General features: G+C 46.5%; 15 protein-coding genes and 1 pseudogene. All 16 read right to left on the bottom strand.

All coding sequences use genetic code 11. From position 1 onward, the window contains the following. Nucleotides 1-127: 127 nt before the first annotated feature. The 16 genes and pseudogenes from LKD70_RS14935 to LKD70_RS14865 all read right to left on the bottom strand — a co-directional run bounded on the left by LKD70_RS14935 (nt 128) and on the right by LKD70_RS14865 (nt 13,856). Nucleotides 128-553 (bottom strand): hypothetical protein, encoded by a 426-nt coding sequence (locus LKD70_RS14935; protein WP_227708680.1) that lies wholly within the window; start codon nt 551-553, stop codon nt 128-130. Continuing rightward, entirely contained in the window at nt 553-1,197 is a 645-nt protein-coding gene (locus LKD70_RS14930; protein WP_227708679.1) for a hypothetical protein, read from the bottom strand. Before LKD70_RS14930 ends, LKD70_RS14935 begins: the two co-directional genes overlap by 1 nt. Nucleotides 1,198-1,251: 54 nt before the next feature. Beyond that, on the bottom strand, nt 1,252-1,641 hold the full coding sequence (locus LKD70_RS14925; protein ID WP_227708678.1) for a hypothetical protein: 390 nt from the start codon (nt 1,639-1,641) through the stop codon (nt 1,252-1,254). A gap of 180 nt (nt 1,642-1,821) precedes the next feature. Continuing rightward, nucleotides 1,822-2,013: an RRXRR domain-containing protein gene (locus tag LKD70_RS18855; RefSeq protein ID WP_227708681.1), complete on the bottom strand. Its 192-nt coding sequence runs from the start codon at nt 2,011-2,013 to the stop codon at nt 1,822-1,824. Between the two features lie 252 nt (nt 2,014-2,265). Further along, a complete protein-coding gene (locus LKD70_RS14915) occupies nt 2,266-2,562 on the bottom strand; it encodes a hypothetical protein (protein WP_227708677.1) in 297 nt (98 codons plus the stop codon). A gap of 16 nt (nt 2,563-2,578) precedes the next feature. Next, nucleotides 2,579-2,962, bottom strand: a complete 384-nt coding sequence (locus tag LKD70_RS14910; RefSeq protein ID WP_227708676.1) for a hypothetical protein — start codon at nt 2,960-2,962, stop codon at nt 2,579-2,581. Nucleotides 2,963-2,980: 18 nt separating this feature from the next. Beyond that, nucleotides 2,981-3,895, bottom strand: coding sequence for a hypothetical protein (locus LKD70_RS14905; protein ID WP_227708675.1), 915 nt, complete (start codon nt 3,893-3,895; stop codon nt 2,981-2,983). 334 nt (nt 3,896-4,229) lie between these two features. Then, entirely contained in the window at nt 4,230-5,756 is a 1,527-nt protein-coding gene (locus LKD70_RS14900; protein ID WP_227708674.1) for a recombinase family protein, read from the bottom strand. Further along, nucleotides 5,741-7,399: a recombinase family protein gene (locus LKD70_RS14895; protein ID WP_227708673.1), complete on the bottom strand. Its 1,659-nt coding sequence runs from the start codon at nt 7,397-7,399 to the stop codon at nt 5,741-5,743. Before LKD70_RS14895 ends, LKD70_RS14900 begins: the two co-directional genes overlap by 16 nt. 3 nt (nt 7,400-7,402) lie before the next feature. Beyond that, nucleotides 7,403-8,083 (bottom strand): recombinase zinc beta ribbon domain-containing protein, encoded by a 681-nt coding sequence (locus LKD70_RS18965; RefSeq protein ID WP_456115018.1) that lies wholly within the window; start codon nt 8,081-8,083, stop codon nt 7,403-7,405. A gap of 45 nt (nt 8,084-8,128) precedes the next feature. Continuing rightward, nucleotides 8,129-9,031 (bottom strand): annotated as a pseudogene (locus LKD70_RS18960) (recombinase family protein); the annotation flags it as partial. A 122-nt stretch (nt 9,032-9,153) separates the two neighbouring features. Beyond that, the gene (locus LKD70_RS14885; protein WP_142411305.1) at nt 9,154-9,366 is read right to left on the bottom strand and encodes a DUF6870 family protein; all 213 of its coding nucleotides are present in this window, start codon (nt 9,364-9,366) and stop codon (nt 9,154-9,156) included. Nucleotides 9,367-9,927: 561 nt separating this feature from the next. Further along, nucleotides 9,928-10,341: a sigma factor-like helix-turn-helix DNA-binding protein gene (locus LKD70_RS14880; RefSeq protein ID WP_016147205.1), complete on the bottom strand. Its 414-nt coding sequence runs from the start codon at nt 10,339-10,341 to the stop codon at nt 9,928-9,930. Nucleotides 10,342-10,805: 464 nt separating this feature from the next. Next, nucleotides 10,806-11,492 carry a winged helix-turn-helix domain-containing protein gene (locus tag LKD70_RS14875; protein ID WP_227708672.1) on the bottom strand — a complete coding sequence of 229 codons (687 nt, stop codon included), beginning with the start codon at nt 11,490-11,492 and terminating at the stop codon, nt 10,806-10,808. Between the two features lie 127 nt (nt 11,493-11,619). Next, the gene (locus tag LKD70_RS14870) at nt 11,620-12,492 is read right to left on the bottom strand and encodes a DegV family protein (RefSeq protein WP_002587448.1); all 873 of its coding nucleotides are present in this window, start codon (nt 12,490-12,492) and stop codon (nt 11,620-11,622) included. Further along, the gene (locus LKD70_RS14865; protein WP_002587447.1) at nt 12,492-13,856 is read right to left on the bottom strand and encodes a radical SAM protein; all 1,365 of its coding nucleotides are present in this window, start codon (nt 13,854-13,856) and stop codon (nt 12,492-12,494) included. Before LKD70_RS14865 ends, LKD70_RS14870 begins: the two co-directional genes overlap by 1 nt. Between the last annotated feature and the right edge of the window lie 32 nt (nt 13,857-13,888).

The following is a 13,888-nucleotide window of genomic DNA, read 5'->3' as shown; positions in this document are numbered from 1 at the left end:
TAACAAAGCTGAAGTTCTTTTTCTATAAAAATTTCTTCATCTGTTAAGTGAAAGTAGGAAATATCAAAAATATCAGCAACTATGCAGCATTGACCGCAGTGAAGTGAATTATCATGAATAATTCAGGCTAATTATAGGTAAAGATATCAGAGAATTTTCGTTCCCATGTTCGACCAAAGCCACGTATTACTGTATCCGGAAGTGCCCCATTGTCCTTGAACATTTCGATCGTATCGAAGGCTCTCTCCATAAGAGATGCGTTTTGGGGGACTACATTTGGTGCGAAATGGATGACTCCTGCAGGATATTCTTTTCCTGTGCCAACCCAGCCTCGGACATAAGAGTCGTAATTATTAGTGATGCCGGCATCTGCCAGTTCTTCAGCATGGCTGGATATAAGCGGAGCATCATTCGGATATTGCACCCCAAGTATAAGGGCTTTTTCCTTCGGACTGTACATAAACCGCCGGTTCTCAATCTCCTGGATATTGATGTACTCTTTTTGGGTGTCAAGCTTCATAAGATCTGGAATTATTCTTCTTTCGAATATCATCAGTCTTCCTCCTCTTCTTCCAGGTAAGGAGGCATTCCAAAAAAGAGCATATCCTCATCGTTAAAGCCCATAGCCTGAAGATTCTGCCATCCCAGACCGTCCGGTTCTTCTGCCTCATAATCCACAACTCCAGAAATCAGAGCCTCCAAATCCGCTCGTGAATAGGGATATTTGCCCGTAGCGGAGTTCCCAGGAGCAAAAATTGCTGCAATTTCATCCAAAGTTTCCGGGAGGCGTTCCGTCAGGTTGTTAAAGCCGTTTATTTCCCCGTAAGTCCCAGGCGCATAGCGTTGTTCCTTCTCTCCTGTATCATAACGCAGGAATTTCTTACCTTCTGAAATTTCTGGAGTCACCACGCTGCGATGTGTGCCACAACTGATAATGACTTCAGAACGCATCCCATATGGTCCACTCACCCTTACTTCTTCCCCGGTATACTCTGCCAAGTCGGCGGCCAGGGACATGATCGCCGTATCCACCCAGGAAACAGTTGTATTCCTTTCGCATGCCATCTGATAGATTCTCTCGTACTTGTTTAATGTAGTCCTTTCTTTTTTGCTTTCCTTGTGATCACTCATTTTATTGTTTCCTCCTTTTTTTGAATTCGAACTTAATATGGGAATATCGGAAGCATAAAATTCCAAAAAGAAATGGACTGCCTGTGACAGTCCAAAATTTCTTAGATGAGAATATCCAAGTTAAAATTTTTCATAAAAAGTTTCAAAGTCGGTTCCGTTTCGTTGTACATAGTCGTCAAACGACTTGTACGTTTTTAAGTCATGATTGAAAGCATAGTTTTCCCCATAGGAAACACAGCGATAGAAGTCATTCTTCGATAAATTTACCGTTCCGGAATTACCGGCAAATTCAGAAACCCCTGTTCCATGACCTTTCTGAGGCGGATAATCATAGGTCAACGTGAATGTGTGCATCAGTTCGTGGTTTATACTGACTATACTGTCGCCATCTGTGACCAAGCCATAACAAGAATCTTCTGATTTGTTTATAAAAACCCGAAGTCCCTGCTCTTTCAGCCTCTCCAACTCTTTTTTCAGAAAATCTTTTCCTCTTTTATAATATTCACTCATCTTGTTGCTCCTCCTTTTTTGTATTCGAGTGAAATATGACAAAAACTGAAGAAAAAAATCACAGAATATCATACAAGGCCTGTGTTTGTAGGCAAAGAAAAAAGGCCCCATAGGGGACCTTCTCATAAAAATTATTTTGAACCAGTTTTATAAAACTACCAGCCGTAAAACCACATGCCTTTAGGCGTGTGGATACGCGGCGTCCAATGGTATTAGCCTTGGCTTTGGATAGTCCGTTGTTTCATAAGCCAACTGAATAGTGAAAGGTTCACGCTTCCTGACTTTTGCTTTGCCCTGCTTCAGCAGTAATCTTGCAATTACATTTGTACAGGGCATCAGAGGTTTTCTGTTATGTGAGAGTACATATACCATCAATAAGTTTCCCCTTATAAATACTCTGCCGGATGGCAGGTTGTGCGTACTTTGCTGTACTGTTACCATACAGATGTTCCGTCTTCAACTCGACAATGATAAACGGGCTTGTCATGGATATGTCACAGGGCTTTGGTTACTCTGACCCAACTTAAACATATCCGACAGGGCAGCGGTCTGTTGCGTCAACCGAAGGTGTCATGACCCGTCTATCGTAGTCCTCATTTCTGAGTTCTTAGTCTGGTGAACCATTTAACAGAAGCCACTGACCTTTACGGTCTGTGGTAGTTCACTCCGCTTGACTGTCCGGCAATCAATTCCGACCACAATGCCATTTTCTTTTAATCTTGCAACCAGTTTTTGTGCTTTGGCTGAAGAAATTTTGAAAACACGCATTGCTGTTCCGACTCGCATGGAGCCATTTTTAACAGCATACTCAGCAGCTGAGTTATACAAGGAATTCAGTTCATCCGAAAAAGTAAGTTCCTTTTTTGCCGGTTCCAAAGCATCCATTTGCAATGAGAGCTGTCCTTCTATTTGTCTTTTCATATGGTTTCTCCTGAGATCATCTCACCCAATCGGGTTTCTCCTTCAGCATGTGCAGTTTAACTTCCCCACGATGTGGATAGTGCTTAGTATGGTCTACATCAACAATCTCCCTGTGATGATACTTTGTCAGGGTAGTTTTGATAGACTTATCATAATACGCATTACAATGTGTAATATATGTCACTTTCCCATCGCAGAAAGCATGTGCAAGTTCTGCTGTCTCAAACCAATCCACATGGATTTCAATCCGGTCTCCGAATTTTTTCTCGCATGAATTATATGGCTCTTCGTTCCAACTGGCGTTACAGTGCCCTACTGGGGTTGTATCATCATCCTTAAAGCAGCAGTGCGATCCCAGAAGTTTTCCATCGACAAAAGCTGTTTCTACCGCGTACCACATATCTTCTTTCCCCTCCTTTTAAAATATATGCAGTTTTTCAGTCGCCTTTTTCACCAGGTCAGCTTTCCCGTAAGGGATATTCTGGATACGCTTAATTATTACAGACTCAATAATTGTCTGAAATTCCTGATAGGTGAGGCCAATCAGTGCGCTTTCGAACCGATAGGAAGCGTCATCTACACAATCATAGGGATAACCACTCTTGCTATAGGCATACCCAGTATCTACACCGCCTACATATATCTCCATTGTCAGATACGCTTCGTCGTCTTCCGTAATCGGGCCATCCTGTTGTGGGGAATACACATGCAGGTCAATGGCAAGGTTTCCAATCCGCACACTGCCGACATAATCTCCAGAATACACTATTCCATTTTCCATTTTTGCTTCGTAATCTGTGTAATCCGTTTCTGTCATACTAGCCCAGTAAAATGATAAGGAAACCATATGATAGTTCCCATTTATTTTCAGCATGGCCAGTTTTTCATGTAAATTTTTCTCTTCTTCCATCGCTGTCTTACGATGCATCAGCACCATGTTCACATGCTTTCTGGTCAGTTCATTCTGGCAATCAATACAGGGATTGTTGCATGGCTCACCCGTCTGTGTATCTACATTTTCAGTTATGTCTGCCGCTATTTCGTCCGCCACCTCCTGCGGATTATAAGCTGTAGGCGCGTCTTCAATTAGCTTTTCAGCTTCGATCCATGTATTGACACTATCTATACTGTCCAGTCTGATCTCCTGCATGGCCCGCATTAATGCACTCCGGCTGATCAAATCCTTCTGGCTGTCTTCTGTCTTAACCTGGAAGCTTTTTAATAGAGTCAGGATACTTTCCGGGACTTCATAATATATCTTCCCGCACGGACGTAATGTCTCCACCTTACTTTCCAGCCATTCAATCTGCTTTTTCAGCTCTTTCTGATTCATATGTTTTATCCTCCTTTTCTCTTTTCGAAAGAGAATATGAAAGATTTCATAAGAAGAAAAACTTCATTTTTCGCAATAGAAAAGGCCCCGGAAGGGACCTGTTTCTAAATTAATTGATCGTTTCCAGGATCTGTGCCTTGCTGCATCGGATCTGTCCATCGGTATTATACGGGACCACAATTCCCGGGAGCCATTCCCAACGAATCAGGAGTTTTCCGCATATTAGCCACCCGTATGTCAAGCACACGACAAAAAAATATAATTCTGAAAAGCAGAAAACCCAAGCTACCAAGATGGATTTGATAGCCTGGGTTTTCCGTTTTTATACCTTCAATTATTCAAAGAGGTCATGGACTTTGTAAACAATCTCAATGCGGTTGTCGGGGAATACATACACCTTTTCAATCAGCAGATCGGTCAGTTCGAAGGTCAGCACATCCGCTTCTGCAATCGAGTGAACGATTTCTTGTCGGCTGCTTTGGCGGGCCTGTTCTTCTCGCTTCAGCCTTGCCTGGGCGGTGACAGCAGCATAGGCATTTTTGACTTTCAGTATTTCTGCGTCATAAACTGCTTTCTCCGATTTATATGTGTCCAGCTCGATCTGCCCCAAGAGATACCGTTCAAAGAGAGCTTGCTTCTGGTCCTTCAGAACTTCCAGCTGCTTCTCATACTCAGAGCATTTGACAGCGGTGGCCTCCAGGTGAATGGTGCCGTCCTCATGTACGGGCAGCAGGATTTCCAGCTGCTTTTTCAAAGTGAGGAGGACGGCTTCTTCCAGCCCAGCAACATCTGCCCGGACATCGCGGCAGCGACTGTTCACATCAGCGGTAGAATGGCGGCACATATAAAACGGTCTCTTTTGGGCGATGCGGGAGAGTGCATGATCGCAGCAGCCACAATAGACCTTGCCTTTCAGTGGGTACTCTCTGGTTTTCCTGGTCGGCAAGGAGAATCGGCGCTGCACAGCCTGCACCTTTTCAAATAGTTCTTTATCAACGATTGCCGGATGATGGTCTGGGATAATGAACCACTTGTCCCGATCCTTCCTGCGACTCCGTGTGCCGCCTACTTCAATGACTGCACGACGCCCGATGACATAGGAGCCGATATAGCGTTCATCCTCCAGGATACGGAGAACCGTAGAACTGCTCCAGCGTCCACGGGAGCGTGAGACATCGTGGTACTGCTGCCCATGAGTTGCTTTGTATTCTCCGGGGGTCGGTATGCCTCGCTTAAAGAGTTCCCTGGTAACGGCTGCCGCTCCAATTCCGGTTGCGGCAAGTTGGAAAATGAGCTGTACCACAGCAGCGGTTTCCGGGTTCGGTTCCATTCTGCCATCGGCGCTTTTGCGATACCCGTAAGGGCAAACTTTGCTCTGGTATTCGCCGCGCTGCATTTTGGCGTACTTGGCGCTTTTGGTCTTGATGGACATATCGCGGCTGTAATACTCGCTGATCAGATACTTGAAAGCCACATCCATACCGCCGGTATCGCCCTTGTGCTGATCGCTGTCAAAATCATCGTTGATGGAAATGAACCGGGTGTGAAACAGCGGGAACACACGCTCAATGAAATAGCCGGTCTCAATGCTGTTTCGTCCAAACCGGGAAAAGTCTTTTACGATGATACAGTCGATCTTATTGGCCCGTACCATCTCAATCAGCTCCTGGACTTTGGGGCGCTCAAAGTTTGTCCCGCTATACCCGTTGTCGATAAATTCAAGGACTTCCGCATTGGTGGACTCCGGCATGGAAGAAATAAATTCGTTCAGCGCAAGGTGCTGGTTTTCAATGCTCATACTGTCGTATTTATAATCCTCCAGGGAAAGGCGGATATAAAGGGCAATCACATATTTCTGCACTGGCTCAGCACCTCCTCACAATGCTCAAATTCGCTCTGGAAGCGGAAACGAACCGTAATCCGCTTTTCTCTTGAGACCTCTACACGGTCAATCAGACGGTCAATCAGGGCTGCCGTCAGCTGGCGATCTTCCTTGATATACTGTGCATCCTGGGACAGCATTTTGTACTGTTCCAGCTGCTTGGCGATGATTGCAAGCCCTGCTTTCAGCTGCTCGATTTCTTTGCTGATGGCCTCGATTTTGGCTTCGTATTTTTCTTTGAAGGTAAAATACTCGTCTTTTGACAGATGGTTCTGGATCAGGCCCTCATACAATCCGCGCTGATAGGTTCGCAGCTGCTGGATTTCCTGCTTTCGGCTGGCGATTTTAGCCTGTATGTTTTTCTGTTCCTCAGCTTCTTTGGTGAGGTTTTCCAGACCAAGAGAGTATTGCCCCAGCGTGGCATCAAGCTGTTCCTGTATCATATCGGCCAGGGCGTCCAGCAGCTCTTTTTCAAAGATAAACGCACCAGGACAAACACCCTTTTTGATACGGTTATTGCTGATACAGTGATAGACATATACCTCCTGTGATTTTCTGCGGACGCATTTTTGCCGATGAAGGCTATGACCACAGTGGGCGCAGAAGATTTTGCCTCTCAAAAGATTGGGAGACCAAGAATGTATCTCCCTGTCTTTGGCCTGCTGTGCGGCCTGGTCCAATGCTTTCTGAACAGCGGCAAACAGCTCCCGGCTGATGATGGCTTCATGGGTGCCGCGCACTGTTGTCCATTCATCTGCGCTGGCTCTGACCTGCTTATGGTCAATGATTTTGGAAACCCCTTGCACCAAATCGCCGGTATAAACCTCTGCGCGGAGAATCTTGGAAACGGTGCGGGTTTGCCAATGCCCGTTTCCCACCAGATTCTCATGGGTGATCTCTCCTAAGGTTCTCTTGTAGTGGCTGGGAGAGAGATACCCGGCCTCGTTCAAGCGTACCGCGATAGTATTTAATCCTGCGCCCTCGGCGGCCCATTGAAACATGGTCTTGACTACCTCGGCAGCTACCGGGTCAACGATCAGCTGGTGGCAGTCATCAGGAGCTTTCAAATATCCATAGGGTGTACGCGCACCAACATACTTGCCGTCTTTCATGGCCTGCCGCTGCTGGGCTTTGATTTTTCTGGCAATATCCATCGCATAGGCTTCGTTAATCATGTTCCGCAGCGGAATGATGATACCATCGTGGGCGTTATCCGGGGAAGAAGAATCGTAGCGGTCATTCACGGCAATAAAGCGGACTTTCTGCATGGGAAAGTAACGCTCAATGTAGTAGCCGGTGTCTATGACATTTCGACCCAGGCGGGAGAGGTCTTTTACAATGACGCAGTTGATAAGACCCGCTTCAATATCGGATAGCATCTGCTGGAAGCCGGGACGGTGGAAGTTCGTACCTGTTGCGCCATTGTCAATGTAGGTCTGTACCACAATAATCTCCGGGTTCTGCTCCAGATATCGGGCGATAATCAGCTGCTGGGTTTCAATAGAGGCGGTGTGAGTATGCTTATCCTCAACGGAAAGCCGCACATAAACTCCGGCGCGGCAAGAGGTATCTATCTCCGGTGCAGGAAATACCACAGTTTCTTTTCTGCTTTTTCTTGCCACAAATCATCCCACCTTTCTTTGGCTTGTTTGCTCTGCCAGTTGAATCAGCTGGATCGCTTTCTGGTATTCATCCTGGTATGTAAAGGTGATCTCCAATTCCTTTTTCCCAATCACCTTGATGCTCTGTATCATGTGAACCACAGCTTTGCGGTCCAGGATCTCCATCGTAGAAAACTGTGTGAAGTGGGAAATCCAGCGGTTCCGTTCACTCCGGTTCTCCAGAACATCAGCCAGCTTTTCCTTTAAGACCCGAATGCTCTCTTTTGCATTTTCCGCAATCCTCGTGTATCTGGCCTTATAGTCGGTATATTCCTCTTTGCTGATAGTGCCGGTAATCAGGCTTTCGTAGAGACGGGCCTTAAATTCAAGCGCCTGTTCCACCTGCTGCTCATTGGCGGCGATGTGGGAGGCGTATTCATTGGCAAGCGCCTGATTGATACTGCTCTGGTCGATACCGTCCAGGATAGCTTGCAGACAGCTCACATTGTCAATGTAGCCTTTTAGACTGTCCTTGACGCACTCGACAAGATCGCTTTCCTTGAGCATTACCGGATTGGCGCAGCCATGCTTTTTCCCGGTGGGACAATAATAATAGTGGTATTCCTTGCCTTTGACCCGGTTCGTTTTTCGCGTCATGCGGCTCCCACAGCAGCCGCAGATTAAAACGCCGGAAAACAGATACACCGTATCCTGCTTGGGAGAAGTCCGGGTATCCAGTCTGCGGATACGCTGGACAAGTTCAAAATCCTGCTTGGCAATCAGCGGCTCATGGGCGTCTGGGACGCGAATCCATTCAGAGGATGGGCGTTGCTCCATTTGCTTGATTTTATAGTGTGGGGTGCCTTACTTCCCCTGTACCAATGTGCCGATGTAGGTTTCATCCTGCAAAATACGAATAATCGTTGTAGCAGACCACTTGCAATCCTCTTTGTCGGCATAGCCGTGTTTGGCATAAGGAAAACCATTGTTTTTCTTATAGGCCAGGGGGGAGAGGATGCCCATTTCGTTCAGCACGGTGGCGATCCGCAGGGCGCTCGTCCCGTCCAGGCGCATACGAAAGATGTCCTGGACAACGCGGGAAGCATACGGGTCAGGCACAAGCAGGTTTTTGTTTTCCTCGGACTTCATATAGCCGTAAACGGGAAAGGCTCCAACAAAATCTCCGTTACGGCGCTTTATATCCAAAGAGGTACGGGTCTTGATGGAAATATCCCGGCAGTAGGCTTCGTTCATAATGTTTTTGACGGATACGGTCAGATCGTCACCGCTGCCTTCATGGGCGGTGTCGATGTTATCCGTGATGGCAATAAAGCGGACCCCATAAGTTGGGAATACCCGGCGCAGATAGCGTCCGGTTTCGATGTACTCTCGTCCCAGGCGGGAGAGGTCCTTTACAATGACGCAGTTGATCTTGCCATCGGTGATGTCCTGCATCATTTCCTTAAACGCCGGACGGTCAAAAATAATACCGCTGTAACCATCGTCGATTTTTTCGGATACGATTTGGATGTCCGGGTTTCGTTCAATGAAGTTCTCAATCAGCTTCCGCTGGTTGGTAACGCTGTCGCTCTCGCTGGAGCGATCATCTGTGTAAGACAGACGAATATAAGCTGTTGCCTGATATTTTGGCATGAAAAAGCACTCCTTTCCTCCCGGAAGCTCCCGCAAGAAAAGAGTGGATTTCAAGGCTTTCAGTTTTCATCCTTTTCCATGCACATCGTAGCACGATTTTGGGAAAAGAGCGAGGATGTCGATTACCTTAAAATCCCTTGCAGGCATTCCTCCAATGTGACCCCGTTGCTGGAAAATGCAGCGTTTACCACAAAATCGCCGCAGCGAAAGCGATAGGGGTTTTTGATCTGGTGAAGAAAGGCCGCGATCCGTTCCTCTTTGGGGAGGTCTTTATCTACCGCGACTTCACGGATGTCAACCAATTCATCGGTTGTTGTTTGTGTTAGCTGGCTCATAAGGGTTCTCCTTTCTTTGAAGTCGGTTTCAAAATCACATGAATGAGCTGGCCACCAGAGCTGCCAGCTCATGGTATCTGACTTTGAAAAGAAAGGACTGCACCCAAATGATGCCTTGTTGTTGCTAACAGCAAATGGATGCAGCCTTTCAGATTATATCCGTTGCTTTCGTCACATTTGCCACGCGCCCCTGACGATGGGGACATTCCCGGTCTCCGCTGGCGCGGATGTCATAACTCCGCAGCGTCGTTTTACTCGTGCGCCGCAGGGTTCCGCCTCAAGTCCGTGGGCGGGTGTGAACAAGTATCTTTAAGCCCCCATGGAGTCCTCGCGCTCGAAGTGCCACCTTCGGGTCTCAGGCTGGCGTTGATCGCTGGGAACAGCCTTGTTTATCACCTCCTTGGCTGTCCATCTTGGCGGCGCGCCTGATTCGCTCGTACATGGGTTATGTACCAGAAATGCCGTCTATTCAATTGTCAAAGTACCATCGAAGGGGAAAACTTGTCCTTCTATTAACACTGACAAAAGGGGCAAAAAACAGGCGCTTCAAATGAAACTTTATCAAAAAATTTTTGCCAACTGTTTCAGCCCACGCCGGATGCTGTCACGGACACGGCTCGGATCTACACCTTCGGCTCCGGCAATCTCATTTACGCTCATCCCCAGATAGTACCGAGCATAAATTCTTTTTGCCTGTTTCTCCGGCAAAGCCATCACGGCGGAGTAAATCTGCTCGCGCAGCTGCTTTTCCTCCAGAAGCATCTCCGGCGTCTCCAGCTTTCGCAGGACCGCATTTTCAATTCCATTCTCACAGTCCAGGGAGTACTGCGCCTTATAGCGATACATTTTTCGCTCATAGGCTGCTTCAGCTCGCTCGTCAGACTGAAACACCGCTTGTACTTCATCGGTTACTTCCAAAAAGGCATCGGTTTTATAAACATCGGGATACAGATCCCGAAGATTGACTTTCTTCATTATGTACCTCCATTTCGATTCACGGGTGATTAGCGGGTGAATCGAATGGAGGCGGGGAACGGCATCGAGGCCGTTTGGGGACATTCGGCAAAAAACGACAAGCAAAAGCGCCAGTCTCCCATTCCAGGAAACTGGCGCAACAAAAAAGATCATTATTATTCCGGTTTGCGCAGAACGATAATACCGACAGGTTGCCGAACTGCCCCGGAGGGGAAGCTACACTTTTTTTAGCAAGTGAAGATTATGAGAACTGTAAAAGGTTAAAACAAACAAAGCGGCATCCTCCTATATGCCGCTGTAAATAACCTTTCTGTCTACGCAGTATAAAGCGGCAGCTATTCAGCAAGCCGCGTTTTCATTGAACCATTACTCAATTAACAGCTGCTCGCCATTATTGAGAGCTATGGTATAGAACAGAAAGCAAGATTTACTTTAGATTTATACAAGATTTGCACAAGAAATACCTATACTTCGAATTTGTAGCCTATTCCTCGAATGCTTTTAATATGTTCTGATGCAGTTTCCGAACTTTTTAACTTTTTCCGTAAATTACTTATATGGCTTGAAATCGCATTGCGTGAATAAAACGAAAAATCATCATGCCAAACAGAATCCATTATCATTTCATAAGTATAGACTTGCCGTTGATTCATAATTAGCAGCGCAAGAATATCAAACTCTTTTTCGGTCAAATCAATGCATACCCCAGCTATCTCTACAGACCTGTACTCTAAGCAGAAAGACAAGTCTTTCACAGTGATGATTGTTAGCGGTCTTCTTTTATCTTTTGGTATTTTCAAACAATTTCTCATACTATTTTTCTCTGAAAACATTTCTACCATAGGATGATTATAGGTATGTAAATATTGAGCAGCACCAAAATGGACACATGCATACCGCTGTTCCTCCGAATATGAAGGTGGCATAACAATAATTGGTACCGCACGTTTTTGTCTCAAGATATCCAAATCGTCTTGTGGAATCACATCAGAGCAAATAGCTACGCATATATATTCTTTAAAAGACAGCATTGCGGCCGCTTGTTTAATATTATCAGCATAGTCAAATTCAATTTCAAATTCTTTCCATCGGCCAGCAGTAACCTCATATTCATTATAGGCGTATCCTACGCCCAATACATGCGGAACCATATGTTCACCTCCTACTACTTCTAGCAGACAGTTCAAAGCTGCCGAGCATAAGTTACCCGGCAGCTCTAAACAAAACTATATTTTTCTATGATGGAGAATGCTTTTTTGCGTATCTACAAATCCTCCGTCATCGATTATTTCCCCAGTAAATCAATGCCAGTGCGCCGGGACCGGTGTGTGCTCCGATGATAGGGCCAATATAAGCAATACAAATCTCAGAATCCGGGAATTGTTCCAACAACCTTTCTTTCAGCATATCTGCTGCTTCAGGGTCATCGGCATGACCTATCAGAATCGATTTACCAAGTTCAGGTTTCCAGCCCTGTTCCATTCGGGCAATCTGAGTGGTAACAGCCTTTTTTCTTCCACGAGGTTTTTCCACTGCTTGCAGCTTTCCTTCGCTGTCCACATGAAGCAACGGTTTGATCTGCAAAGCCGTTCCCATTGCGGCTGCGGCACCTGAAACCCGCCCGCCATGTTTCAAATGGGTAAAGGTATCAACCGTAAACCAATGACATACCTCTAATCGGTGTTCCATGACCCAAGAAGCCAATTCATCAATAGACAGTCCTTCCCTCTGCTTTTTCGCAGCTTCTCTGACTAAAAACCCTTCACCCACTGCGGCAGCAAGCGTATCAATGCAGATGATTCTTCTTTCCGGATATTCCTGCTGTAGTTCTTCAACCGCTAAAAACGCAGACTGATATGTACCTGACAGACCAGAGGAAAAACAGAGATACAGAATATCGGTTCCCTGTCGCAGACAGGGTTCAAAATGCTTAAAATAAATCGTTGGGTTGATTTGTGAGGTCGTTGCAAAATTCCCAGCTCTTTGCAAGCGGTAGAACTCCTTGGCTGTGATTCCTTCCGGGGAACCATATGAGTATTCTGTTCCGCCGATCTCAACATTCATAGGAATCATTTCAACAGATGGCAGACCTGCGGTTAACTCCGGTGCGAGATCTGAGGTGGCATCTGTGAAAATTTGATAGCCGTCCATCACTTCTTACACCCACTACAGCCCTGACAAGCAGCCCACAGCTCATCGGCCTTCGGCTTCCAGGTTTCTGCATAAAGTGTAGTCTTATCACACAGATGGTCAACACTTTCCGGGGACTGATACTCGGTAGAATGGGCACCGGATTTCTTTACCATGCTACGCAGACATTCAGGATTTTCCAGCATAGGACACGGCTGGAACATATTATCATTAAAGGGCTGACCGTCGTGATAGGCCATAAACAGCGGAGACTGATATGCTTCCAGCAGGGTCTTTTCACGGATGTTGGAGTCAGAGTAATGGATAAAAGCGCAAGGCTCAATGTCACCATTGGCATTGATATGCAGATAGTTGCGGCCACCAGCAATACAGCCGTTTACAAATTTCGCATCATTCTGAAAGTCAATTGTGAAAATAGGCTTTGTGCTACGGTATTCGCAGATGCGGTTATACATCTTTTCACGCTGGTCAGGAGACGGGAGCAGCTCCACAGCGGAATCGTTGCCCACAGGCATATAGTGGAAGAACCATGCGAACTTCGCACCGCACTCCACCAGATGATCGAAGAACTCATCCGAGCTGATGGAGTCGATGTTCTTGCTGGTATAGCACCCAGATACGCCGAAAGGCAGCTTCTTTTCTTTCAGAATCTTCATCGCCCGCATAGTAGCCTGATAAGTACCCTTGCCACGGCGGAAATCAGTAGCTTCCTCGAAGCCTTCAATGCTGATGGCCGGGTAGAAGTTCTTCACCCGCAGCATCTCATCGGCAAACTTCTCATCGATAAGGGTACCGTTGGTAAAGGCAGAGAATACGCAGTCAGGATGCGCTTCACACAGGCGGAGCAGATCGTTCTTGCGTACCATAGGTTCACCGCCGGTGTAGAGGAACATATAGGTTCCCAGTTCATTGGCCTGATTGATGATGTCATCCAGTTCCTCATAGCTCAGATTCAGCTTATTACCGTATTCTGCCGCCCAACAGCCGGTGCAATGAAGGTTGCAGGCGGAAGTGGGGTCCATCAGGATTGCCCAGGGGATATTGCAGCCGTACTTTTCACGATTAGCCACCTGCTTGCGGCTGCCTAAGAGAGATGCATTGACAATAAAATTGCGGAAGAACACTTTGCGGACTTCAGAATCAATGTCCGTCCAAAGGCTGTTGATCAGGCGCATCCAGTTGCTGTCAGGCTGCTCCATCACCTTACGGATTTGCTGGCGCTGTGTGAGATAGAGGTTATCCTTATCGAACTTATCCGCCCAATCTAACAACTTGGGGAATGCTTCCTGCGGATTGCTGTCAACATATTTCAGCACTTGATTGACGGCGAAAGCCTGTGCGCTGTCTTTAATAGAATTACTCATGGTTTTGTCTCCTTTTCTATTTTTAATTCTCG

The sequence above is a fragment of the Ruminococcus turbiniformis genome (assembly GCF_020687545.1).
Classification (GTDB): Bacteria; Bacillota; Clostridia; order Lachnospirales; family Lachnospiraceae; genus Mediterraneibacter; species Mediterraneibacter turbiniformis.
The sequence above is the reverse complement of the archived record's forward strand: the minus strand, read 5'-3'. Positions and strand labels throughout refer to the sequence as shown.